This is a genomic window from Rossellomorea aquimaris, from assembly GCF_003315075.1.
Taxonomy (GTDB): Bacteria; Bacillota; Bacilli; order Bacillales; family Bacillaceae_B; genus Rossellomorea; species Rossellomorea aquimaris_C.
In genome coordinates, this window is record NZ_QNRJ01000004.1 from 235,462 (window position 1) to 259,816 (window position 24,355).

Annotated in this window: 23 protein-coding genes and 1 riboswitch; of the genes, 5 read left to right on the forward strand and 18 right to left on the reverse strand. The window is 42.5% G+C overall.

The features are described 5' to 3' along the window. Positions 1-3: 3 nt before the first annotated feature. Together DET59_RS07625 and DET59_RS07630 are read right to left on the reverse strand one after the other, a co-directional pair. Positions 4-1,353: an aspartate aminotransferase family protein gene (locus tag DET59_RS07625; RefSeq protein ID WP_113969087.1), complete on the reverse strand. Its 1,350-nt coding sequence runs from the start codon at positions 1,351-1,353 to the stop codon at positions 4-6. Between the two features lie 383 nt (positions 1,354-1,736). After that, positions 1,737-2,681: an arginine deiminase family protein gene (locus DET59_RS07630; protein ID WP_113969088.1), complete on the reverse strand. Its 945-nt coding sequence runs from the start codon at positions 2,679-2,681 to the stop codon at positions 1,737-1,739. Between the two features lie 124 nt (positions 2,682-2,805). On the opposite strand from DET59_RS07630, the gene DET59_RS07635 reads away from it, so the two are divergent. Beyond that, on the forward strand, positions 2,806-4,116 hold the full coding sequence (locus DET59_RS07635; RefSeq protein ID WP_113969089.1) for an amino acid permease: 1,311 nt from the start codon (positions 2,806-2,808) through the stop codon (positions 4,114-4,116). Between the two features lie 5 nt (positions 4,117-4,121). Here DET59_RS07635 and DET59_RS07640 read toward each other — a convergent pair whose 3' ends face one another. Both DET59_RS07640 and DET59_RS07645 read right to left on the reverse strand, forming a co-directional pair. Next, positions 4,122-4,868, reverse strand: a complete 747-nt coding sequence (locus DET59_RS07640; protein ID WP_113969090.1) for a YqcI/YcgG family protein — start codon at positions 4,866-4,868, stop codon at positions 4,122-4,124. Positions 4,869-4,932: 64 nt separating this feature from the next. Beyond that, positions 4,933-5,562, reverse strand: coding sequence for a LysE family transporter (locus DET59_RS07645; RefSeq protein WP_113969091.1), 630 nt, complete (start codon positions 5,560-5,562; stop codon positions 4,933-4,935). 130 nt (positions 5,563-5,692) lie between these two features. Here DET59_RS07645 and DET59_RS07650 point away from each other — a divergent pair, with 130 nt between their 5' ends. Continuing rightward, positions 5,693-6,331, forward strand: coding sequence for a spore coat protein (locus tag DET59_RS07650; RefSeq protein WP_113969164.1), 639 nt, complete (start codon positions 5,693-5,695; stop codon positions 6,329-6,331). Between the two features lie 116 nt (positions 6,332-6,447). Further along, on the forward strand, positions 6,448-6,942 hold the full coding sequence (locus DET59_RS07655; protein ID WP_113969165.1) for a L,D-transpeptidase family protein: 495 nt from the start codon (positions 6,448-6,450) through the stop codon (positions 6,940-6,942). Positions 6,943-7,733: 791 nt separating this feature from the next. Here DET59_RS07655 and DET59_RS07660 read toward each other — a convergent pair. Together DET59_RS07660 and DET59_RS07665 are read right to left on the reverse strand one after the other, a co-directional pair. Then, positions 7,734-8,930, reverse strand: a complete 1,197-nt coding sequence (locus DET59_RS07660; RefSeq protein WP_113969092.1) for an aspartate kinase — start codon at positions 8,928-8,930, stop codon at positions 7,734-7,736. 45 nt (positions 8,931-8,975) lie between these two features. Continuing rightward, entirely contained in the window at positions 8,976-10,223 is a 1,248-nt protein-coding gene (locus DET59_RS07665; RefSeq protein WP_113969093.1) for a homoserine dehydrogenase, read from the reverse strand. A gap of 144 nt (positions 10,224-10,367) precedes the next feature. After that, positions 10,368-10,478: riboswitch (SAM riboswitch) on the reverse strand. A gap of 260 nt (positions 10,479-10,738) precedes the next feature. Between DET59_RS07665 and DET59_RS07670 the strand changes: the two genes are divergently transcribed. Further along, a complete protein-coding gene (locus DET59_RS07670) occupies positions 10,739-12,124 on the forward strand; it encodes a DUF2254 domain-containing protein (RefSeq protein WP_113969094.1) in 1,386 nt (461 codons plus the stop codon). 79 nt (positions 12,125-12,203) lie between these two features. On the opposite strand, the gene aspA is transcribed toward DET59_RS07670, so the two are convergent. Then, positions 12,204-13,634, reverse strand: a complete 1,431-nt coding sequence (gene aspA, locus DET59_RS07675; protein WP_113969095.1) for an aspartate ammonia-lyase — start codon at positions 13,632-13,634, stop codon at positions 12,204-12,206. Between the two features lie 146 nt (positions 13,635-13,780). Continuing rightward, on the reverse strand, positions 13,781-14,410 hold the full coding sequence (locus tag DET59_RS07680; RefSeq protein ID WP_113969096.1) for a methanogen output domain 1-containing protein: 630 nt from the start codon (positions 14,408-14,410) through the stop codon (positions 13,781-13,783). Positions 14,411-14,785: 375 nt separating this feature from the next. Here DET59_RS07680 and DET59_RS07685 point away from each other — a divergent pair, with 375 nt between their 5' ends. After that, the gene (locus DET59_RS07685) at positions 14,786-15,211 is read left to right on the forward strand and encodes a VOC family protein (protein WP_113969097.1); all 426 of its coding nucleotides are present in this window, start codon (positions 14,786-14,788) and stop codon (positions 15,209-15,211) included. Positions 15,212-15,283: 72 nt separating this feature from the next. Here the strand turns inward: DET59_RS07685 and qoxD are convergent, their stop codons facing one another. The 10 genes from qoxD to DET59_RS07735 form a co-directional block, all read right to left on the reverse strand. Further along, on the reverse strand, positions 15,284-15,583 hold the full coding sequence (qoxD, locus tag DET59_RS07690; protein ID WP_113969098.1) for a cytochrome aa3 quinol oxidase subunit IV: 300 nt from the start codon (positions 15,581-15,583) through the stop codon (positions 15,284-15,286). Then, a complete protein-coding gene (gene qoxC / locus DET59_RS07695; RefSeq protein WP_113969099.1) occupies positions 15,583-16,194 on the reverse strand; it encodes a cytochrome aa3 quinol oxidase subunit III in 612 nt (203 codons plus the stop codon). The genes qoxD and qoxC overlap by 1 nt, the downstream gene beginning before the upstream one ends. 2 nt (positions 16,195-16,196) lie before the next feature. Further along, complete coding sequence (qoxB, locus tag DET59_RS07700; protein ID WP_113969100.1) at positions 16,197-18,161, reverse strand: cytochrome aa3 quinol oxidase subunit I; 1,965 nt, start codon at positions 18,159-18,161, stop codon at positions 16,197-16,199. A 40-nt stretch (positions 18,162-18,201) separates the two neighbouring features. Continuing rightward, on the reverse strand, positions 18,202-19,170 hold the full coding sequence (qoxA, locus tag DET59_RS07705; RefSeq protein ID WP_113969101.1) for a cytochrome aa3 quinol oxidase subunit II: 969 nt from the start codon (positions 19,168-19,170) through the stop codon (positions 18,202-18,204). Between the two features lie 519 nt (positions 19,171-19,689). Continuing rightward, on the reverse strand, positions 19,690-20,004 hold the full coding sequence (locus DET59_RS07710) for a hypothetical protein (protein ID WP_142675570.1): 315 nt from the start codon (positions 20,002-20,004) through the stop codon (positions 19,690-19,692). Positions 20,005-20,029: 25 nt separating this feature from the next. Beyond that, positions 20,030-20,419: a FixH family protein gene (locus DET59_RS07715; protein ID WP_181778089.1), complete on the reverse strand. Its 390-nt coding sequence runs from the start codon at positions 20,417-20,419 to the stop codon at positions 20,030-20,032. A gap of 33 nt (positions 20,420-20,452) precedes the next feature. Continuing rightward, positions 20,453-21,040 (reverse strand): SCO family protein, encoded by a 588-nt coding sequence (locus DET59_RS07720; RefSeq protein ID WP_113969104.1) that lies wholly within the window; start codon positions 21,038-21,040, stop codon positions 20,453-20,455. Between the two features lie 141 nt (positions 21,041-21,181). Next, positions 21,182-23,266, reverse strand: coding sequence for a heavy metal translocating P-type ATPase (locus tag DET59_RS07725; RefSeq protein ID WP_113969105.1), 2,085 nt, complete (start codon positions 23,264-23,266; stop codon positions 21,182-21,184). Positions 23,267-23,287: 21 nt separating this feature from the next. Further along, entirely contained in the window at positions 23,288-23,629 is a 342-nt protein-coding gene (locus DET59_RS07730) for an ArsR/SmtB family transcription factor (protein ID WP_113969166.1), read from the reverse strand. A gap of 134 nt (positions 23,630-23,763) precedes the next feature. Continuing rightward, positions 23,764-24,348, reverse strand: a complete 585-nt coding sequence (locus DET59_RS07735) for a ZIP family transporter (protein WP_142675571.1) — start codon at positions 24,346-24,348, stop codon at positions 23,764-23,766. Positions 24,349-24,355: the final 7 nt, after the last annotated feature.

Here is a 24,355-nt window from a genome sequence, read left to right on the forward strand (position 1 = left end):
ATTTCACTCCGCAAGAGAAGCGATTAAAGCTTCTCTGAATATCGATACCACTTCATCGACTTGTTCTCTTGTGATGATCAATGGTGGAAGGAAACGGACCACTGCCCCGTGTCTTCCCCCTACCTCAAGGATCAATCCCCGTTTGAAGCTTTCACGCTGGATTCCGCTTGCGACGTCAGGATCAGCCGGTTGACTTCCGCTCGCTGAATGGGGTTTAGCGGGATCAATGATTTCCACTCCTACCATCAATCCTCTGCCTCTTACATCCCCTATCTCAGGAAATTCTTGTTGAAGCTCTTGCAGAGATTGAAGAAGTCTCTCTCCCATTTCCCCGGCATGGGCAACCAAGCGATTTTCCTTAATGAATTTCAATGTTGCTGTCCCTGCAGCCATGGCCATTTGATTTCCTCTGAATGTGCCGATATGCGCCCCCGGTTCCCAGGCATCCAGGTCACGGTCGTATATCACGACGGAAAGTGGAAGACTCCCACCGATTGCTTTAGAAAGAACAAACACATCCGGTACGATTCCAGCATGCTCAAATGAAAATAGTTCACCAGTGCGTCCGATTCCCGTCTGTACTTCATCGATGATGAGTGGAATTCCCCGTTCTTCAGTGATTCTTCTCATTTCCCGGATCCACTCGATCGGTGCCGGTATCGAACCACCTTCACCTTGGACCGTTTCAAAAATCATGGCAGCCGGTGGTAATATTCCGCTCTCGGGATCATCCAGGAGATTCTCGATGTATTGACTGCTGATGAGATGACTTTCCTCTCCTCCTACCCCAAATGGGCATCGGTATGTATATGGGTAAGGTAAGAAATGAGTATCAGGCATCAGTCCTTGTACGTTCTTTTTTGGACCCAGGTTTCCGCTGATCGCCATCGTTCCGTGAGTGGCACCGTGGTATCCGCCTTGAAACGTGAGGATACTTTGTCTTCCAGTTGCCGTCTTCACTAATTTCAACGCAGCTTCAATCGCATCGCCGCCTGTCGGTCCACAAAATTGGATCTTCGCCCGATCACGAAACCCTTCAGGCAACGTGGAGAATAATTCATTCACAAACTCCTCTTTCACAGGCGTCGTAATATCTAATGTATGTAATGGCCGTTTATCCCGGATCACTTGCTCCATGGCCTCAATGACCGCCGGGTGATTGTGTCCCAGCGCTAATGTTCCCGCTCCCGCTAGGCAATCCAAGTATTTATTCCCTTCCATGTCCGTCACATAAATTCCCTCTGCTTCACTGATTGCCAGTGGAATTCTTCTCGGATAGGATCTCGCATTCGATTCGCGTCTCTCTTGTTGGTCCAGTAATTCTCTATTTGAAATGGCATTTTGTATACTCATCATCTAATCTTCCTTTCGTGATTGATTGGCTTTTGCTTCCAACGTCATCTTAATTGATAATGATTATCATTGTCAATAGTAGTTGATAACTATTCTCAATTAATTTTATCTGCTTCTAGTCATTTCGTATGAGAAAGGTATTTTTCTTTTAATAGCCATCGAATTCGTGTTGTACAAAGTTTTTAAGTAATAGGATTAACAGATTAAAATAATTACAATTTTACGTAAAGTAATATATAAGTCTATTGTCCTGGTCTCATAACCGGTATAATAGTAGTGTTAATTTTATATAAATGAGAACGTTTTTCAGCAAATATTCGATTCTAATAAAAAAACCGGAGAAAAAATCTCCAGTCTACTTGTTCTGATCCGCTTTTCGTGAGTCAGTTTCTTTCTAACGGCAGGGTCATACATCTTATCCCGCCGCCACCTTTTTCAAGTTCATTGACATCGACTTCTATCAATTTCTTTCCTTGTAATTTCGGATGATCTTTCAATATCTTCTTATTGGCTTTGGTACTGACTAACAGGGTCTCCGGGTCCAAGTTCAGAAAATTGATATCCGCGACCGTATGTTTTACATCATCGGTCCATAGAACGTCGAAGCCCTGGCGTCGGAGGAATTCCTCCATCATCACGTAGCGGGCGCCCTTTTCTGTGATGATTTGTACTGGAAATAGCCTCATATAGCTTTTGGCTATAAGAAGGTCGGATCCTGATACATTGCAGTTCATATCTAAATGCATGGTTTCCCCGGTTCGCGGTAAGTCGATGATCCCGATTTCCGAGAACCCGGCCCGAAAGATCTCCTGTTGGACCTCTTCAATACTTTCCATACTTGTCCGCATTCCTGTATTAATAAAGACAGCATCTTTATTCAGAACGAATACATCCCCATTTTCCAATGCCTTCAATTGGTTATTATTCTTAATCGAAAACGTCTTTTCGTCAAACCATGTTTCAAACAGCTCATGACTATGTAAGTATTCAGGCGCCCTCATTGTAATCCCTGCATCACCCGGGATGACAGTATTTCCATACACACATGCCAGATCCCTTACAAATACCCTATTGATGAGCTGATGATTAAGTTCAGCCTTATCTTCCTTTAAGTACAGGGAATAATCAATAACTGTTACCCCTGCGTCTTCCATTGCCTTTATCATACCTTCATGGTTTTCTTTCGCTGTTTCCTGGTTGACAGGTTTTTCCCAACCAACGTAATCCGCCGTTCTTTGATCAGGTATATCCAATGAAGAAGGGGAGCACACCATCACCGTTTTTAATTCTCCATGTTCACTCCAGCAATTAGGATGAATCTTTACCATGAGCAAGCCTCCTTAATATCAGTCTCCCTTATTTTTCTCCTTTCTCCGAAAAATCATTCTGCCTTCACATAATTCATGAATCTCTACGTCAAACTATGAAGGGGAAAGGTCAGGTGAAAAACAGATGAGTAAATGTACAAATCAATCAAATCTTACATGGTGGCAGCTGTCTTTTATCGGGGTGGGCTGTATCATTGGAACCGGGTACTTTCTCGGATCAGCCATCCCTATTCAAAGGGCGGGTTCCTCTGTTTTGATTGCTTATTTAGTGGCCGGAATGGGAACATGGATGGTGTTTCAAGCCCTCGCAAAGTTAACGGCCCATCATCCTGAAAAGGGGTCCTTCCGAACTTATGCAAAGCAGGCTTACGGATCATGGGCAGGGTTCAGTAATGGATGGGTCTATTGGTCGGCAGAAATGCTCATTATGGGGAGTCAACTAACCGCTCTTGCCCTCTTTGCTCAATTCTGGTTTCCTGCCATCCCTCTGTGGGTGTTCACTGCCGGATTTGCCGGTGTTGGATTACTTGTCATTTTGATGGGTGTGCAGAAAGTGGAACAGATGGAGAATCTATTTGGCATCATGAAAGTAGCAGCTATCGTAATGTTTGTCATCATCGCTACTGCCGCCATGTTCGGGTGGTTGGGAGCGGGTGCTGCAGCCCAACCGCTTCCATCTCCATTAACAGAGATACTCCCACACGATGGAAAGGGGTTATGGCTCGCCCTTCTTTTTGCCTTTTATGGATTCGGGGGAATTGAAGTGATGGGATTGATGGCTCAAGAGCTTAAAGACCCGAAGGATGCACCAAAGTCAGGGAATATCATGCTTCTTATCTTGACCATCCTTTACCTACTATCCTTTTATCTCGTATTAAAGCTCGTACCGGCAGGCAGGATCAATGCGAATGAAAGTCCATTTCTAACGGCTCTTAAACAATATGACCTCCCCTGGGTCCCCCATGTATTCAACGCCATTCTGGTTATTGCCGGATTCTCCACCATGGTTGCTTCCTTATATGCAGTCACGACGATGCTTGTGGCATTGGCAGAAGAAGGGGATGCTCCCAAATTTTTTGCCAAGAAGGGAAAATGGAAGGTGCCCCTCCCCGCATTCGGACTCACCACCCTTGTTGTTGCGGCTTCGATTGCGGTCGCCATGCTCCTGCCGGACAAACTGTTCGAGTATATCACTACAGCAGCGGGACTCATGCTTCTTTATACATGGATCTTTATCCTTGCCTCCTTTTACAAGCTGATGAGCAAAAGTTGGTGGGACCGTATCCAATCAATCTTTGCACTCATCCTCATATTATTGGCGATCAGCGGCACGTTTCTTGATCATGTAAGTCGCATTGGATTTTTGGTAAGCATCGCCTTTATTGTGCTGATTGCAATTGCGACCATTGTAAAGGAAAAAAGAGCTAAAGCCTGAGCGCTTTAACTCTTGATTTTCTTTTGCCTATTTAAAAATGGACATTGGGATAGAGTCGAATCATCATCACTAAGATAATACTGCTTCCACTCATAGTTGTCTTCCTGACCATACCATTTAAGGCTGGGATGGGGTTCTGCCTCATCATAGTCAATGAGCCGCTTCCGTATCACTTTCTTTAATTTCTGGCCGAACGCAGTGGAAGAGTTGATTTCATCGAACACCCACCGGGGCTGGAAGGCTACAAGAAAATAAGGAAAATGACGGCTTTTCCGCATCGAATGGGCAGGTGTTGCACAGAAGGCAAAGTAAGGCTCCCCGTCAAAACAAAATTCCCAGGTATGATGATGGGGATCCTTCGCAATATCTTCCGGCCATGGTGATTCATCCAATTCATGAACCCGATTCAATAAATTCCAGAAAATATCCTGATAACTATCAATCGATTGGTTATCAGCCACTATCTCCTCTGAATTAAAAAAGACTACAAGTGATGCATACTTCCCTGTATCCCTTGATATTACACCATATTGTTTGAGTAAGCAGGTCAGTTTTTCAGAAGCTGCTTGGTTTCTTGGATCACCTGCAAATCCAAAGCGTAAGGTATCTGTCTGAAACCCCTGTTTTCCAGGTACACACGGGTAAGGATGTTCTTCGTCGCACATGACAGCGGAGAAATGCCCGTAGGCTGCTTTCTGCCATGGGGTAAGTTTCTCCCCTTGCTGATCGATCAAACTTTTAGACCATAACATATAGCCGATCCCTCCTAAATAGTACACATTCATCCTATTAGGAGAGAACTTATTGGGTGTCTGTCTAGCCGAATAATAAACGGCAGGCCTGGACACCGAAGTAGATCCCAAAGCCCATCAGTATGAGACCGGACATAATGGATATGGCCCGCAAAATCCCAGGACTGACCAGTTTCCTTGCCCCTGTCGCCACACCGGCCATTGTTAGATCCCAAAGGGTGATTCCAAGAAAGATCCCCATGCTGTACAGGAAGAGCTGTCCTGCTTCATAGGAGCCGGAAGTCTGAGCTAATATAGAACCATAGATACCTAGCCAAAATAGAATGCTTAATGGATTGGAAATGGCCATGAAGAATCCTGTGCGAAAAGCCTTTCCTTTTGTTTCATGGGGATTTTGATGAGAGGGCTTTGTAATGGATGCCGATTTCTGGATGCTTTCAATCCCTGTATACGTCAATACAAAGAACCCGAATACCCACAGGAATAATTTAATGACCGGGGTATCGATAAATTGAGAGACTCCGAAATATATGAGAAGCATAAAGATCCCGTCCGCTACCATTCCCCCTACCCCCACAAGCCAGGCATGAAAAAAGCCGAATCGGATCCCCTTGTCCAATTGAGCGGCATTAATCGGTCCCATAGGGGCAGAAAGCGATAATCCCAAAATGATATAGCTTATGAATATACTCATCTTCGACCACCTTCAAATTGACTTCTTCCTATTGTATTCGGACAGGATGACAAGTATTAAACCGAAATACATAATTGTGCTTTTTAAGGATATTCTAATCATCGATGCTATTTTCAAGGAGGAAAAAAAGATGCAAAACCAAGGACAACCATCGAATATGACACCACCAGGAACTCCGATGCCGCCGAATATGATGAACACTGAAAGTAAAAATCACGGGGGCCATGAGCTCTTTGATGCCCATGAGATCATAGCAGGGATCATCAGCATGCTCGATCAATATCAAATGTATGATCAGCACATTCAGGATCCTGAACTTAAAGATGTACTTAAGCGCCAGTCAACCTTCGTCACCACTATGTATAATACGATTGTCGGCAGCTTTTCGACAGGGCATGACCCAACTGTGCCAACCCAGCAATACAAAATGACTCAAACCCATACGACCACATACGGCATCAAGCCCGGAGCTCCTAAGAAGCCGAATCAATCGGTCAACGACCTTTCCGATAAAGGCTTGTCTGCTTATATGCTGGGACAGACCAAGTCATTGGCCACGCTTCTTGCCATGACGGCCCTTGAGATGACCAACCCTGTATTACGGCGTGTCGTAGCGGACAGTGTCCCGAATTTCATTGAAATGAGCTATGAGATTTTCCTCTATCAAAATAAGCATGGCTATTATCAGGTGCCTCAATTAAACGACCAGGATATGACCCTTATGCTCCAAAGTTATACAACCGTTCCACAACCAAACATGCCTCAATAACGTCTGTCTCCTCTTTCCATTGAAGAGGAGAAGGTTTTTTCACTTACTCATCTTCTTGAACGACTTTCTCTCACGCACATAGGATAGAGGGAGAGTGAAATGGGGAGGTGTTTGAGCTGATTCACACAGTCAAGGTGGGAGAAACACTGAGTCAAATTTCAAGGGATTACAGGACTCCGTTCCCCTCCATACTTAGTGCCAATCCCGGTATTGATCCGGATGTGATCTATCCAGGTCAAACGATTACGATACCAGGGATTCCGGATACAACCAATAACCCTTACCGCATTCAGGTCTCTGTTAACAACCGGTGGCTGCGTTTGTTCAAGGATGGGGTTCAAATCAAGCAGTATCCGATTGCAGTGGGGAGAGTACTTTTTGAAACTCCCATTGGGGAATTTATCATCATCAACAAAGCACCAAATCCCGGCGGACCTTTTGGAACGATGTGGATGAGTTTATCGAAAGAAAGCTACGGGATTCATGGAACCAACGACCCAAGCTCGATTGGAAATGCCGTGTCCAGGGGATGTATACGAATGAACAACAAAGACGTAGAGGAATTAGCAGGAATCATTCCAACCGGTACGCCTGTTTTGATCAGTCCATAAATGAAAAAGTGGCTGGGACAAAACTAAAAAACCACGATATAAAGACGAACAATAGAAGTGTAGGTTCTTAATTCCGCTAATGATTTCCGTGCAAGACTACGCTTTCCGCGGGTAGCCCGTGAGCCTCCTCGGCAAGCATGTGGGGAGAAAAGCGGAGGGGCTTTGTTCAGAGGCGGGTGGCATAAGGCGAACGGCCACGAAGGCGTTCTTTGCCTTCTTGGACGGTTTGACTTATGACATGTGCCTCTAAGCCCCGGAGCTGGACGGGTCTCACATAAGCTACTTTTCCCGCAGGAGTCTACACAGTTCCCCTCACAATCTATAAGAAAATTTCGTGACAGAGCTTAAAAGTATCAAAAACTATCTGGAGAAAACGGACTATCGATCTCTTAACAAGAAGTTATTTACCGTGGGCGCATTCTTTGATTCATTTGAAAGAGTCCAATGATCCATCGATTTAAGTAAAGTCTTTTTTCCTTTGTAGATACTTTGTTTTGTGGAAAACTCTCAACATACCTAGAATGGGAAGCTTTTTTGTGTTTTTCTATCTATACTTTTAAGCAGTAAGAATGTAGTAGCACAGAGTGGATTGTAGCGGAAGGCACTTGACTCCTGCGGGATATAGAGGAAAGGTCGAGACCCCACAGGGCAAAGCCCGAGGAGGCTCGACTTCCTCCCCGCGGAAAGCAAGTGCCTGGAGCGAAAAGGAACGGTCTATGTTTTCACAGTTTACGAAAAGAGCTTTTTATTAACACGTGTTGATAGACAGAATATATAGCATTCCGATCCTTTTACAAAACAGCTCTCCTTGATTCCACGTAATCCAAACCAAAGTGCATATGAAGGACCCTGGCTGCTTTTTCTACATCATCTCTATCAACCAGTGCACTTAATCCTACGGAGGATTCCCATAGGGACGCCTTAGCAATATGGTAGTCATGAAAAACGTTGGTAACCTTCTCTTTCACTTCATGTGTGGAGTTGATCTGCCCGATCACGGATACCTTAGATAGATCCTCTCTTTCTTCAGTATGAGAGTAAGCCTGGTCATACTGTCCAACGATTCTTTTCACCTCATGAAAATCCTGATCTTTAACGATGAGAACAAGATTATCCTGGTATTTAATGATTTCTGTTTCAATATGATGGGAATCGAGATCATACAGAATCAGTGACTCTCCACCCTGACAGTCAAACATTGTCAGAACAGAAATGTCTTTCTGATAGGCTACCCCGACAATAGGGGCATTTCTCTGTGTTCTTCCGCTAATGACGGTCCCCCTTCCTTCATTCAAACTGGAACAAACCACAAGCGGCACATGATGTTCCTTCGCATGTTTAATCGCTCTCGGATGCAGGACACCAGCTCCCATGGTGGCTAAACGCAGCATCTCATCGTAGGAGAGGGCGTCAATTTTCGCAGCCCGGGGAACGATACGCGGATCCGACGTATACACTCCCTCTACATCCGTATAAATATCACACCTATCCGCTTTTAAAGCGGCCGCAAGAGCGGCAGCGGTCGTATCCGAACCACCCCTGCCTAATGTGGTCACCTCTCCTTTATCCGTAATACCTTGAAAACCGGCTACCACAACGATTCGTCCTTTTGATAACTCTGATTTTATCCGATCGGTATCGATCGAGGTAATTTTGGCATTCCCAAATACTCCATCGGTTTGGATTCCCGCCTGTCTGCCTGTCAGGGATACGGCTTCCAGTCCCTTATGGTGCAGGGCCATTGTCAAAAGGGAGATCGTCACCTGCTCCCCGGTACTTAAGAGCATATCCATTTCTCTCTTACTGGGATGTGAAGAAAGTTCCCCTGCCAATCGTACGAGTGTATCAGTCGTTTTATTCATTGCTGATACCACAACGACGACATCATGACCTTTTTCCCTTTCCTTCATGACATGAAAGACCATGCGTTTGATTCGATCTGTAGAACCAACAGAGGTTCCACCAAACTTTTGAACGATCATACTCAATGATACCCCTACTTTCCATCAGACCATATTTTTTAAAGATTTCTTCTAAGAAACAGCAGCTCCAGCCTTCACTTCATTTTCCAACGGAATTTCTTTCAAAATAGGAACGGCTTGAATATGGTCATGCGTCTGAAGAAGCGATTCCAGTGTCTCTTTCCTGCCTTCAACAAATACGTACAAGTAATCGTCCAGCTGAATACGATCCTTTAGAATGAACGATGGAAGCCAGTTTTGATACTCATCCGTTTCACGGATTCTTAAGACCCATTGGTGGCTGCTCTCTTCAACAACCTCTTCCGCATTCACGGTACTTACGGCAGAGTCGGTATACTTCCTCTCTATCAACGACAGGAAATCCTCTACCATGGCGCTGCCTGTAGGCAATTTTCCGGCTCCCGGACCAAGCAGGGTAATCCTTCCTACAAGACTGCCCTTAAGGGATATGGCATTTTCCACATCCTCCACACTGTAAAAAGGATGGGTGTCATGGACAAGGATGGGCTCTACTGCACCTTGGATATGGTCGACTGAATCCCGCCGGAGAGAACCTACGTGCTTAAACCGTAATCGAAAGGATTCCGCTGCCTGGAGCCACTCTGCAGTCAGGTCGGATATCCCCTTACGTCGGATATTCTTCCAATCGGGCTGTCTGCCAAAGGCTGTTTGACTTAAAATAAGCAATTTATAGAACGCATCATAGCCTTCGATGTCATTAGTCGGATCGGCTTCAGCGTATCCTTTCTCCTGAGAAATCTTTAAGGCTGTATCAAAGGCAAGGCCTCTTTTTCTCATTTGAGATAAGATGAAGTTGGACGTCCCATTCAGAATCCCTTGAATTTGTCTGATCTCATTCACCTTCAGAAGCTGCCTGATACTGCCGATCACAGGGATTCCCCCGGCTGTCGTCGCTTCAAATCCGACCGATATCCCCTTCCTTTTCGCCTTCTCCAATAGCTCAGGACCATATTTGGCAAACATCGCTTTATTGGCCGTGACGATATGAACCCCCTTCTCAATGGCTTCGGTTAAATACGTATAGCTCGGCTCTTCCCCCACGATCGCTTCAAAGATCACGTCGAGGTCCGGGATATCCAGGATGTCTTGGAAATCCGTTGTGACGTTGATGGATGTTCCAATGCTTCGCTCCTTTGTGGGATCTTTAATAAGGACCGCCCTAACCTTCACCTCTTTACCCAGGACTTCCTTCAATCTGTCCTGATGAGTATCGATTGCTTCACAGACCCCTTGCCCTACCGTTCCGAACCCCAGAAGTGCCACATTAATCGTTGACATCATTCAGCCTCCTTTTATCGACTTTTCACTTTATGCGTAATTCATTCCAGTTGAAGATCCACTTGAGGGATATGAGCGGAAAAGAAAAAGGTATACAGAAAAGCCCTCTTCTTTTAAGAAGAGGGCTAAATGAGCATGCTCCTCCCCTTATCTTCCAGATTCGTTTGGAATCTGTAGGAATTGGCACCTTTACAGTCTGATCCTGCAGGTTGCCGGGCTTCATCGGGCCTATCCCTCCGCCGCTCTTGATAAGAGATATAATGTTTCGTTTTGGTATTACTTTCTATTTGAGTATGAATTGGATTATAAAGGGGATTCATTCCCTCGTCAATACTATTTTTAGTATTTTCCAAAAATTCTTTCTAATGTTACTGACCCCATCATTTCCTATCGGTTTACTTAAATTTGAACCCGGTCTGGGAGTTTATCAATCTAATTTGCAAAGAGACGTTTTAACCTTTTCTGGCAGGGAAAACTATTCCATATCCCTTTAGTTGAAAGGAACCGGATCAATTATGCTGAAAAAAATGCTCCCCTTATCCATTAAAAAGTATATGCTTATGTCCAAACGGCAGAGAATGCGTGAGATTCGGCTGACCATTTGGTACATGCCGTTCTTTTATATTTGTTTTTCCATACTGCTTGTAGCACTCACCCTCTACTTAGATCTGTATGCTGACATCTCTCAATATACCTTTAACTTCTTAAGTATGGATGCATCTGTTACTCGCATGCTTGTCAGTACACTTATCGGAGCCATCCTGACGCTCAGTGCTTTCACCTTGAATTCACTGCTTGTTGTGCTCACGATGTTCAGTGGTCAATTTTCACCCAGGATGCTCCTGGATTTCATTTCGGACAAACAAACACAGCACGCCCTCGGGATTTTCAATGGCAGCTTTGTATATGTACTGCTCCTCTTTCTTTTTATCGGAAATTCAAAGGAAGAACTGTTTGTGGCTGCCCCGATCATGACAATCGGACTCGCTTTCCTTACTTCTGTCACCTTTATCTTCTTCATTAACCATGCGTCTACTTGGATGCAGGTACACAATATTACGTACAATATGAAGCAGGTTTCTGAAGTGATGATCAATCAAACGCTGAAACATGACTTAGAAGCCCATCGAACCAGCAATACCGGCGATATGATGGAGCATCATAAGGAGAATATCATTCATGTGAAGTCAAGAGAGTCGGGATATATACAGCTGATCGATTTTCATGGAATGATCGAATCGGCAAAAGATGATCAGCTTGTCATCCAGCTCCACTATAAAGTCGGAGATTATGTTTTGGCCGGGAATGAATTGGTGAGCATATGGGGACCGAATACCGAGGATATTTCTCCTGATCACTATCTCAACTTTATCGAAATGGGCCATAAGGAAACGGAAATTCAAGACCTGCAGATGGGGATTCATAAGCTTGCTGAAGTTGCGATCAAATCCCTTGGGAATGATGATCCCAAAACAGCCTCCAATACGATTGATCAATTGGCCGATCTGATGATCACAGTTGAAGAACACCTTTCCTTCACCCCGTATTTAATCGACCGGGAAGGAAGCATTCGGATCATTCTCCAGACAGAAGCCTTTCATTATTATCTCTATCGTGGATTTGGCTATATCAGGCATTATGCCAAAGACAATCATCTCATCATCACTGATATCGTACGGGCACTCGCTCTTATTGCAGAGTCCATTGATCCATCTAAGCACAAAGCCCTTTGGGAATTTGCCTGTAATACCATTGATCATATTGAGAAAGAAGTGATTTACGAATTGGACAAAACCTTTCTTCTGCAGGAGGTTCACAAACTGGCACGGCTCACCCAGGAGCTTGACGAATATAAAAAAATCGAAAGGAAATTCTATCCTTCGGCAAATGAAAATGTATAAAAAAGCTTCATTCCTTTCAGAAGGAATGAAGCTTTTTGTCTGGCTGGATTTTCATTTGAAATACTATTGTTTTTAAACATTATGAGCGATCAAAAAGCGCACTACCTGCAATCCCGGGATTGGTCATTTCATAAGGATTCAAGATCAAATCAAGCTCTTCTTCCGTCAGAACATCATATTCCAGACAAAGCTCTCTCACAGACTTCCCTTTTAGAATAGCTTCCCTGGCAATACGCGATACGACTTCATATCCTAAGTGTGGATTGACTGCGGTGATGATCCCTACGCTATTTTCCACATATTCCTTCATACGTGTTTCATTTGCTTCGATTCCAACAAGACAGTTGTCTGTAAAGCTTCTGAACGCATTGTTCATGATGCTGATGGATTGAAGGAGATTAAAAACGAGTACCGGTTCCATCACGTTCAGTTCAAGCTGTCCGGCTTCTGATGCCAGGGAGATGGTCTGATCATTTCCCATGACCTGAAAGGCAACTTGATTGATCAGCTCCGGCATGACGGGATTCACTTTACCAGGCATGATGGAAGAACCGGGCTGTCTCGATGGCAGTGAGATTTCACCAAGTCCTGCCCGTGGTCCTGAAGCCATCAATCGCAGGTCATTGGCAATCTTGGACATATTGATCATACATACCTTCAAGGCACCAGAAACTTCTGTATAAGCGTCGGTATTTTGCGTGGCATCGACGAGATGCAGAGCACCTGTTAAAGGCAATCCGCTTATATCAGCCAGATGCTTCACTACATTCTCCATATAAACAGGATCAGCGTTCAATCCGGTCCCTACTGCGGTCGCTCCCATATTCACTTCATATAGGTGCTCCCTGGTTCGTCCGATCCGTTTAATATCGCGCTCCACTACCCTGCTGTACGCCTCAAACTCCTGACCAAGTCGAATCGGTACAGCATCCTGCAGGTGGGTACGGCCCATTTTAATGACAGGATCAAACTCCTGGGCTTTCTTTTTGAAAGCATTCAGCATATCTTCCATCGTGACCAGAAGCTTTTCCAATAATTTAAGAGTGGAAATATGGATGACCGTCGGGAATACGTCATTGGTTGATTGAGACATATTCACATGACTATTAGGGCTTACTTTCCCATATTCCCCTTTACGATGGGACATGAGCTCAAGGGCACGATTGGCAATGACTTCATTGGCATTCATATTAATGGAAGTGCCTGCCCCTCCCTGTATGGGATCCACGATAAAGAATTCATGAAGCTTTCCTGCCAATATTTCATCAGATGCTTGCACGATGGCTTGACCGATCCCGTCATATAGACGTGTGGTCTGCATATTGGCAAGAGCCGCCGCTTTCTTAACCGTCGCTAAGGCATCGATCATCTCTTTATGGATTTTGTACCCCGTAACAGGAAAGTTTTCCACTGCCCGTAAGGTTTGAATTCCATAGTACACATCTTCAGGTACTTCTTTTTCTCCAAGAAAATCTTTTTCTATTCTAAATCCACTAGTGACATTTATCATTTTTTTCTCCTCATTTTCGAATTACAGTTACTCTAATTGATGATTCTATCAATTCCTCGGACAGTAGGCAATATGTTTAATTGCACCTCCAAATTTTACATTGTTTATACATAAATATAAAGCCCGCATGGTATCGGCAGGCTCTATTATTTCTGATTGACCTGCTCCCGCAACACTTCCAGCTCATGAACAAGCTTCATGACAAGCTCATCACTTTGTCTTAGCTGTTCATTCAATAAGCGAATGGTTTCTTCTTCCCATTGAAACGGGTTGCCGTGATCAGGAGTATAATGTAAGTCCCTGTAGACGTCTCCTTTTTCATCCTCCGTTTCACGGAAATAGACCGCTACTTCACAGCCTGAGTCCCCAACTGCTATTCTCTTTCGTAAAACCACTTTCGAGTAACCGAATTGACGGGATGCAATTCCACCGAATACGCTTGATGTCATATTGCACAAATGAGGCGCGTCCTGAACGGCCTCTCCAAATGGGCAAGCCGTAGCCTTCACCACGACATGATCAGGATAGACTTCAGATATATAAAAATGCCCACCGATTGAATTTTTCAAATCGACAATGACCTCCGCATATCTGTCCACCGTCCATTCCTCATCCTTCTTCCCATATATTCCTTCTATCCATTCCCCTGTCCGAAGACCGATTTGACGAATGTATTCATCGGCTGTTTTACCTACCGTTTTCTGATGTATATACGCATATTGAGTGATGAGTTTACTTAAGAAAATCGTGCCGGTTAGTGATGTCTTAGTTTCCACCTTATCACTCCTTCATTTTTTTCAGGAACTCCACTTATTAGGAAACGCTTACATTCTTCTTAAACTTTATGAGGGGCTTCCACAAAATTCTGTAAAGACAGATGAATAGCCATTTCTTTCTTCAGTATAACACCTATTCAACACAAGCTGCTTTTTTATTGAGATTTAGTTAGATATATGGTTGGAAAAACCAAATTTTACATAGGTCTAATTTCTCATTTGTTCCAAATAAAATGTGGGGATGATTTAATGGGTAGGAGACTGGCACATTTTTATATAGATGTATTTTTTGATTATTCATATTTTTTTACCAATAAGAACAAGATGATGCTACAATAAAAAATGTAGTCATTATAATCAATAGGAGTGATAGACATGTCAGTCAATGTTTACCTTAATTTTAATGGGAATTGTCGAGAAGCCGTTGAGTATTATGCAGAAGTATTCGGTACAGAGCCACCACAGATCATGACATTTGCAGAGGCACCTCCCCACCCGGATTATCCCCTTCCTGAAGAAGCCAAGAACCTGGTGTTACATACAAGACTGACAATCGATGGCAGCAGCGTCATGTTTTCCGACGTGTTTCCTGATATGCCTTTTGTACAAGGAAACAATATCACACTGGCCCTGGTAAGCAAGGATACTGAAGAGTTGACGACCCGTTTCCACAAACTGAAAGAAGGCGGTAAGGTGGATATGGAGCTTCAGGAAACATTCTGGAGTAAGCTGTATGGTCAGGTGACCGATAAGTTCGGTATTCAGTGGCAGTTTAACTATGAGGATGAAAAAGCCTATTAGATAAAACGTTAAAAAGAGGTCGTTGAATACTTTCAACGACCTCTTTTGATAGATTAATTCGATTATATTCCATTAATGCATACTATTCATTACCCAAATCGATCCAAGTACGATCACAAGGGCAATGAATGCAGCTGACATCATTTTCCCTACCTGCCATCTGCCTTCTCCTTCTCTTACGTGCATGAACATAAACAGCTGGATTGCCGCCTGGATAAAGGCAAGAACAAATACAAGAGCCACCATCACATTGTACTCAAGTCCTGCATAAAGCCCGAACCAAACGGCTAAGAATGTCAATGCAATCGATAAGACAAAACCAATGATCTGTGTCCAAGGAATACGACTATGATTCGCTGTATTGTGCTCCATTATCCCACCATCCCTAGTAAGTACACGCTTGTAAACACGAAGATCCATACAAAGTCCAAGAAGTGCCAATACAAGCTGGATACAAATAGTTTTTTAGCGGTATCTGGATTTAATCCTTGTCTTTTCACCTGGAACATTACAAGTATTATCCATAAAATACCTATTGTTACGTGGAGACCATGCGTCCCGGTCAATAGATAGAAAGAAGACCAGTATGCATTGGTTCCCATAGCGGCTCCCTCATTAATCAGGTGAAGGAATTCCGTGATTTCCATGTAAAGGAATCCTGCGCCAAAGAGCAGGGTAATAGTCAGCCAGAACATCATTCCCTTGACATTTCTTCTCCTTAATTCATTTATTGATAACCCAGACGTAAAACTACTAGTTAATAAAAGTATTGTCATGATGATCGTATTCTTCACATCGAACACTTCGGATGGAAGCGGACCTCCAACCGTGCCGCTTTTAAGAACGAAGAATGCCGCAAAAATAGTGGCAAATAGAGCTACTTCGGCACCAAGGAAAACCCAGAATCCGAATATATTCAGTTTACCGGTCTCCGATTGATACTCAAGTGGCGTATTGGGATCTACATTCGTACTATGTGCCATATTCACGCCTCCCTCTTATACGGATTTTCAGTTTTTTCTATTTCTTCCACACTTACATAGTAACCTTCATCCTGTTTGTGTGAAAATAGCGAGCGGTATGCCATGCATCCGAAGATCCCGATAAGGGCAAGAATCGCCATCCACCACAGTTCAAACACCAAGCCGAATCCTCCAACGAAGAATAACCCGGACATGATGAACGGTGTCCCTGTATTGCTCGGCATATGAATCGGTTTGTACTTCACCTTTTCAGGCTTACCGGATTCTCTTTTTTCTTGTTTCATATAGTAGAATGCATCCTCACTCTTCACTTCAGGTACATGAGCAAAGTTATAATGAGGTGGAATGGCAGAGCTGGTCGCCCACTCAAGTGTCCGTCCATCCCAAGTGTCCCCGGATAGTTCCCGTTTCGCAAAACGGTAGCTGTAGTAAACGTTATAGACGATGATCATGAATCCAACACCCATCCCGAATGCCCCAACAGAAGAGATGACGTTCAATGCCATCCAGCCATCTTCCGGCCCGTAAGTGTACACACGTCTTGGCATTCCGGAAAACCCTAAGACGAATTGGGGTAAGAAACAAACATTGAAACCGATAGAGAAGAACCAGAAAGCCCATTTCCCTATGCGTTCATTCATCTTATGTCCAAACATTTTTGGATACCAGTACACGAGTCCTGCGAAGCAGGCAAATACCACACCGGCAATCAGCGTGTAGTGGAAGTGAGCAACCAGGAAGTAGTTATTGTGATACTGGAAGTCTGCTGCAGCCATCCCGAGCATGACGCCTGTCACTCCACCGATCAGGAATGTCGGAATGAACGCGACCGACCACATCATGGCGACGGTAAATTCAATCCTTCCCTTATAAAGGGTACCCAACCAGTTAAATATTTTAATCCCGGTTGGTATGGCAATCGCCATCGTGGAAATTGAGAATACACTGTTCACCGCAGCACTTCCTCCCATTGTGAAGAAATGGTGAACCCACACAACGAAGCTTAACCCTGAGATGGCAACAAGTGAAATGATCATCGATTTATAACCAAATAATGTTTTTCTTGCAAAGGTGGCAATGATCTCTGAGAAAATACCGAAAGCAGGCAAAATAACGATATATACTTCCGGGTGTCCCCACATCCAGAATAAATTCGACCAAAGCATTGGACTCCCACCATTTGTCAGCGTAAAGAAATGCGTACTGAATAATCGGTCAAACGTCATCATTGCCAATGTCACCGTTAAGATCGGGAAAGCAAATACGATGATAAATGATGTGATTAATGTCGTCCACGTGAACATCGGCATACGAAGAAGCGTCATGCCTGGTGCACGCATCTTAATAATCGTGACCACAAAGTTGATCCCCGTTAATAACGTACCAATTCCGGAAATCTGCAGACCAAGGAGGTAATAATTGATTCCAGGTCCGGGACTCCCTTCAATCGCCAATGGTGCGTAGTTCGTCCAACCTGCATCCGGTGATCCACCGAATACGAAAGACATATTGAAAAGGATCGCCCCAAACATGAATGACCAGAAACTTAAGTTATTCAGGAATGGGAAAGCGACGTCCCTTGCACCGATTTGGAGAGGAACTACGACGTTCATCAGTCCAAGTAAGAATGGCATGGCCATGAATAAAATCATGATCGTACCATGAGTCGTAAAGATTTCATTGTATTGTTGAGAAGATAGAAATTCATTATTAGGTACCGTTAATTGCGCCCTCATTAAAAGGGCATCGACTCCTCCGCGGAAGAGCATGATCAATGCCGCAATGATATACATGATTCCGATTTTTTTATGATCAACACTCGTAATCCAGTCATTCCACAGCCATTTCCATTTTTTAAAGTACGTAAGAGTTGCGACGATCCCAATCACGGTAAAAACGATGGAAATGTTGGCTCCAATAATCAACGGTTCATTGAAGATTAAATTATCTTTAATAAAATCAAACATCTAGAAGCCTCCTTTCTTATTGCTCAAGACATTAGTTATTTTATTGGTCTTCATCTTTTTCGTGATCATTTTCATTTCCGTGATCCCCCATACTTGACTTTGCCTCTTTATCCGCATCATCTGAGGATGCCTCAACACCATATTTCTGTCGGATTGCCATGGCATATTCAGAATTCTTTCCATGGTCGACAAAAGCTAAATGAGTGGATGAAAAAGTCATTTTATCAACCGTTTCAGGCAGCATAAGCTTCTCATAGGTCTCTTCCGTTAATTTCGGCTCATTTTTCTGAGTATCTTGTACCCAAGTTTTATACTCTTCTTCTTCCAACGCTACAAAATCAAACTTTTGGTGTGGCATTCCTTCACCAGTGAAGTTTGAGTTTCTTCCATCATATGTACCCGTCTCATCAGCCTGTAAATATAAATCATTCACCATTCCCGGCATCCCATAAATCTGTCCGCCAAGTTGCGGCACCCAGAAGGAAGCCATGGAATCGGCAGCCGTCACTTTGAATAAAATCGGGTGATCTTCAGGTACATTGACATAGTTGACCGTTTCAATCCCTTCCTCCGGATAACTGAAGATCCACTTCCAATCTGCAGCAGTGGCATGAATCACAATCGGATCTTTAGAAGCCGTTGCTTTAGGAGGTTCCTTTAAATCATATAATGCCTTTGTATTTGGGATAGACAAGGCGATAATAATCAATACAGGAATAAGCGTCCATATAATTTCTAATTTCGTACTCCCGTGCATTTCGGGCTTATAATCACTAACCTTTTTACTGCTTCGATATTTTAGGAGAATAACAGTAAAGAAGGAAAGAACGACCACCATGATGCCAAGCATATAGTAGATTGACAGCATGATCAGATCTTTCTGCAAGGCCCCAACTGGTCCTTTCGGATCGAGAATGATCATATCACTTCCCGAACTGAATAAAATGATGAAAAATAATGCAACCAGACAGATTAACACAATCAAGTATGGCTTGAATTTACTTAACATAGGAAAATCACCTTCCTTTATGTCGGATTTATCACTGTAGACCTATACTATCAAATTCTGTTGAAAGGTACCTCTGTTTCACTCAACTTTAAACAGATTTTCGAAATTCTGTCGAAGTTTATTCACAGAACAGTAACATTGTTGGAAAGAAATGCTTACATCTCAAAAAAATAGCTCTCAAAATTATTCAAGAATAATTTTGAGAGCGGTTTATAGCCAGACTATTGTGTAAAGTGAAAGCATTAGTTTTTATCTTCACTATTAATGAGAACCAAATGTCTTGTTTGATCATTGTGAACGCTCTCCCATAAGTAAGTAAAAATCGTCATTTTTTTTACACTTACTTATTATGAGGTGTTGCAATAGACTCTGAGTACTCTCCATTTTGATCTAATTTCTTTAGTTCTTTAGACGATTTTCTCTTAAAGAAAATAACAACAAGACCTGCAGGAATTGATAAAATTAAATATGCCAATATTAGATTAAGGATGTCCACAATACCCCTCCTTTCCTGAGTTATTACCAATCAAATGGAGATTCGCCCATAAAATAATGAAATAACGTTACTTTCTTTGAAGTTAGTGCTTCTTTGGTACATACAGAGTTGGATTCATAGCTGCTTTCCCTTGCTTTGCCCCATGTCGTTTCTTCCAGATAGTTCGTAGCTTGCGCTTGATTGAAACAAGGCGGGGCGATATATGTCTCTTTATCATGATCAAGGATTATTCTTGTTGATTCGGAAGGTGAGAATGAGAATGGGAGGTAAAAGAAAACGGCCATTCCAACAAAAAGAATAATACTCGCAAGACGGATATACTTGAGTTTTAATCTCACGTCCAACTCTCCCTTCTTGCCATTTTTATTGTACATTCACTTCAATCTTAGGCATGTTGTGAAGGTCACGTGCAGTTACATGGGCTATAATGAAGTATTTACCTGTTTCATCAAAGGTGAAGTCGATGACATATTGTCCATCTTTTTGAAGCTTTGCCTTTTTTTTGATGTGTTCATTATCAGCTGCTCCCTCTTTCCAAATTTCAAACTGTACTTCATCCGCATCAGAAACCTTTTCATCACCTTGGGACACATTTGCCTGGATTTCAGTTACTTCCCCAGACTTAATCTCTGAAGGTTGTGTTTTCACATCCACTTCGATCATTTCAAGTGAGGTTTTTTCGGAACTATCATTTGTCTCTTCATTGGAACCGCATGCTCCAAGAATACCGACTGAAAAGAATACAATTACCAAAACAAACCACCTTTTTCTCATCATCTACTCATCCTATTCATATGATTTTTTCAGGAGCTTTACATCCGATACAATTTCTTCATATGGGACATCTTGTAAGCCACTGTAGTTTTTCACTACTTTCCCTTCTTTGTTGACTAAATAGAAACTTGTGCCATGAATGACTTGGTCCGATGAAGGGTCGTCCCTCACGAGTACCTTAAATGACTCTTCGGCAAGTGAGATAATTTCCTCCTGTTGATATCCTGTGAGTAAATCCCACTGCTTCGTATCAGCTTCATATTCACTTATGTATTCTTTGAGCTTATCCGGTGTATCGACTTCAGGGTCTACGCTAAAGGAGACAAAATTGATATCGTCTATCCCTTCATCTTTCAATTGCTTCTGTATTTTTGTCAGATTAAATGTCATGGGCGGGCAAACCGTTTCACAACTGGTGAAGATGAAATCAGCAATCCAAATCTCCCCCTTCAGATCATCTAATCCCACTTCTTGGTTATTTTGATTGGTATAGGTAAAGTCCCTGACTTTCCAATCCGAATCTGCTTCAAATTCTGAGCAGCCTGCAAGAAAGAGCACCATTACCGACGTAAGGAATACCGAGGTGAATTTCTTTTTCATTTCGTATACCTCCTAACATTGTAACTATAATGTACCATCTATATCTTTTATTTATAAGAACAAAGATGAAAATCATGTGACAAATTCTTTAATGTCCGCACATAAGGAAAGGAGCAGAATTTAACCTGCTCCCTTCATTCATTATGCAGCATTTCGTTTTTCACCAAGCATAATCGTGAGACTGATCAATGTGACTAATATAGTTGCACCCATGTCTGATAGAATCGCAATCCATAATGTCAATAATCCAGGAATGGTAAGGAGTAATGCAATCAGTTTTAATCCTAGTGCCAGGGTGATGTTTACCTTAATGATCTTATTAACCTTTTTAGCAATAGTAATTGCTGAAGGTAGTTTACCAAGATGATCCTGCATCAGGACGATATCGGCTGTTTCAATCGCACTGTCTGTTCCTTTTCCCATCGCAATTCCTAAATCTGCAGTGGCCAGAGCAGGAGCATCATTGATGCCATCGCCAACCATTGCAACTTTTCCTTGCGATGTTAGTTCCTTAATTTTTAAGACTTTTTCATCAGGTAAGAGATTTGCATAATAATCGGTCAAGCCTACTTGTTTAGCAACTTTTTCCGCTGTCATGTTATGGTCGCCCGTTAACATGACGGTATTTCTAATACCCGCTAAATAAAGGTTACCAATAATCTCTTTACTCTCCTCTCTGATTTCGTCGGTAATGCCGAACAAGCCCAAAACTTTTTCATCGTCTGAAACAATCACAAGGGTATATCCGTTATCTTTAAGAGACTGGATATCTTCTCTATGCTTTTTCGGTAATGAGAAATCAATACTTTTCTCATTTCCTACTTTAAATTTTTTCCCATCAATGATAGCGGATACTCCTTGACCTGATATCGTATTGATTTCTTCAGGTTCAGTATAGCTGATGTTTTCGTCGTTGATTTTTTCCATGACGGCTTTTGCAATCGGATGAGAGGAAGTTTTTTCTATTGAGCCGGCAATTCTGAAAAATCTTTCTTCATCATATACGACCATTTGTTCAACATATGGGTGACCTTTCGTAAGAGTTCCTGTCTTATCAAAGGCAATCGTATCTATCTTACCAAGCTGTTCAAGGAAGACCCCTCCTTTGATAAGGATCCCATTCTTAGCATTGCGGGCGATTCCAGATACAATGGCAATAGGAGATGAGAGAATCAACGCACAAGGACAGCCGACGATGAGGACGGCCAAGCCCTGATAGAACCAAGCACCCCAGTCTCCGTTCATGAGTAGCGGCGGCACCACCATCACTAGGACTGAAATAATCATAATGAGCGGCGTGTAATAACGGGCAAATTTATTGATGAATTGTTCAGTCGGTGTCTTGGTTTCCTGAGCCTCTTCAACCAAATGAAGAATCTTTGCAAGAGAAGAATCTTTATATTCTTTCAAGATTCTTACCTTAAGTACCCCTTCATTATTTATACTTCCTCCGAATACTTTCTCATTCGGTTCTTTTTCGACGGGCATGGCTTCACCGGTAATTGCTGCTTCATTAACCGAGCTTTTCCCCGTTGCAACGATTCCATCTGATGGGATTTTCTGTCCAGACTTAACGAGAACAAGGTCCCCAGCGTGCAATGAACTAATCGGTACAACTCTTTCCTGGTCCCCATCAATAAGGATCGCCTCTTTTGGCGCAACCTTTAGTAACTCCTCCATCGACTTCCTTGCCTTTTCCATGCCCATTCCTTCAAGCAGTTCATTGACACCGAACAGAATGGCAACAAGCGTCCCTTCTTTCCATTCACCTATGGAAAACGCACCGATCAGGGCGATCGTCATAAGTGTATCAATGTTAAATTTAAACTTCAGTAAATTCTTTACCCCTTTTATAAAGGTAGAATATCCGCTGGTTGCAGCTGCAGTAAGGTACATGATGACTGGGACTGGATTATTCCATTGTGTATCTACATAAATGGCAGCCAAAAAGATGATCGTTGATATCCCCAGCAAAATTTTCATAGTACTGCTGTTTGTATGCACATGATCATGGCCGTGTGCATCATCATGTTCTTTTAGAATCACTGCACCGTCTGAAGAGAGGATCTTTTCAACTTTTTGCATATCTACACCTTTAGACAGCATCATCTTGCTGCTGTTATAAAGTATTTTAGATCCTTCTCCATTTTCCAGTTTATTGATTTCTTCTTCCATTTCCCTCGCACAATTTCCGCACGTAAGTCCTTGTAGTTTATATTCGTCCATTTTGAACTCCCCCATAATACTTTAGTGATGTCTGGCATGGTGCATGGTTTGCTGAAGCATGTTCATCACATGATCGTCATCAGCAGAATAATACAATGTTGTGCCTTGTCGTTTATATTTGACCAATCGTAAATTTTTCAAGAATCGTAATTGATGGGATACTGTTGTTTGAAGTAACGATAGCTTTTCAGCAATATCATTGACTGAGTGCTCTTTTTGCGCCAATAGATGCAGAATCTTCACACGTGTCGGCTCCGACAAAGCTTTAAACGTTTGTGTGACGATAAATAACGTTTCTTCATCAATATCTACACACGTTTCTTGACTGTTTTCTTCCTGATCATCGTGATTGTGTTCATTCAAATCAACTATTTTTTCATCGTTATTATCTTTACCCATGTAGACACTCCTATTCTATTTCAATATATGACAATGTGTTCATGTATTATAATCCAATGATAAAAAAAGAATCTGTTTCTGTCAAACAGAATCCGTTTTTACTTTTCAAATAAATGAATGAATGCATAGATGAGAGACCCCACTGAAAACCCCACCACCCAAGTGGCTGTATTTGTGTTGACTTCATAAATCGTTCCCATTAATGTCGACAAATAAAAAGCAACAGAAATGATCACCACACAAAAAACGATAACAATCGCATTCTTACCCAATCCCCTTCTCTGTTTGATTATTAATCCAAAAATAGCAATACCTTCACTGAAGTGATGAAAAAACATTCCTTTCAACTGCCTTATTGCCAATGAAAAATCTATTGAAGATACAATCCCCAATGCGAATCCAGTTGGAATACTATGCAAAATAAATCCGACCAGTAATGCCATCATCGGAAACTTCATATTCTCGTTCCCTTTGTTATTTTTTATCAACAGTTCTAAAGTGTTAAAGATAAGTATGGCAACCAAACCACCTATCAAAACTCCACTGAAAGGATATTTATCCACGATATGCGGGATATACTCCAAACCTAAAAATAACAACATACATACACCAATAAAGTTTGATAGGGATTTTTGGTAATTCCCCAACGTTGAATAGACAAAAAAACCGGCAATTGCTCCCAATACCAAA

Excerpts from the sequence above, each read along its gene's own strand:
- DET59_RS07725 (WP_113969105.1), bottom strand. The coding sequence starts at position 23,266 with ATGGACGAATATAAACTACAAGGACTTACGTGCGGAAATTGTGCGAGG.
- DET59_RS07630 (WP_113969088.1), bottom strand. The coding sequence starts at position 2,681 with ATGGTAAAGATTCATCCTAATTGCTGGAGTGAACATGGAGAATTAAAA.
- DET59_RS07645 (WP_113969091.1), bottom strand. The coding sequence starts at position 5,562 with ATGAGTATATTCATAAGCTATATCATTTTGGGATTATCGCTTTCTGCC.
- aspA (WP_113969095.1), bottom strand. The coding sequence starts at position 13,634 with ATGATAAATGTCACTAGTGGATTTAGAATAGAAAAAGATTTTCTTGGA.
- DET59_RS07625 (WP_113969087.1), bottom strand. The coding sequence starts at position 1,353 with ATGAGTATACAAAATGCCATTTCAAATAGAGAATTACTGGACCAACAA.
- DET59_RS07685 (WP_113969097.1), top strand. The coding sequence starts at position 14,786 with ATGTCAGTCAATGTTTACCTTAATTTTAATGGGAATTGTCGAGAAGCC.
- qoxA (WP_113969101.1), bottom strand. The coding sequence starts at position 19,170 with ATGTTAAGTAAATTCAAGCCATACTTGATTGTGTTAATCTGTCTGGTT.
- qoxD (WP_113969098.1), bottom strand. The coding sequence starts at position 15,583 with ATGGAGCACAATACAGCGAATCATAGTCGTATTCCTTGGACACAGATC.
- DET59_RS07650 (WP_113969164.1), top strand. The coding sequence starts at position 5,693 with ATGCAAAACCAAGGACAACCATCGAATATGACACCACCAGGAACTCCG.
- DET59_RS07635 (WP_113969089.1), top strand. The coding sequence starts at position 2,806 with ATGAGTAAATGTACAAATCAATCAAATCTTACATGGTGGCAGCTGTCT.
- DET59_RS07720 (WP_113969104.1), bottom strand. The coding sequence starts at position 21,040 with ATGAAAAAGAAATTCACCTCGGTATTCCTTACGTCGGTAATGGTGCTC.
- DET59_RS07670 (WP_113969094.1), top strand. The coding sequence starts at position 10,739 with ATGCTGAAAAAAATGCTCCCCTTATCCATTAAAAAGTATATGCTTATG.
- qoxC (WP_113969099.1), bottom strand. The coding sequence starts at position 16,194 with ATGGCACATAGTACGAATGTAGATCCCAATACGCCACTTGAGTATCAA.
- DET59_RS07640 (WP_113969090.1), bottom strand. The coding sequence starts at position 4,868 with ATGTTATGGTCTAAAAGTTTGATCGATCAGCAAGGGGAGAAACTTACC.
- DET59_RS07665 (WP_113969093.1), bottom strand. The coding sequence starts at position 10,223 with ATGTCAACGATTAATGTGGCACTTCTGGGGTTCGGAACGGTAGGGCAA.
- qoxB (WP_113969100.1), bottom strand. The coding sequence starts at position 18,161 with ATGTTTGATTTTATTAAAGATAATTTAATCTTCAATGAACCGTTGATT.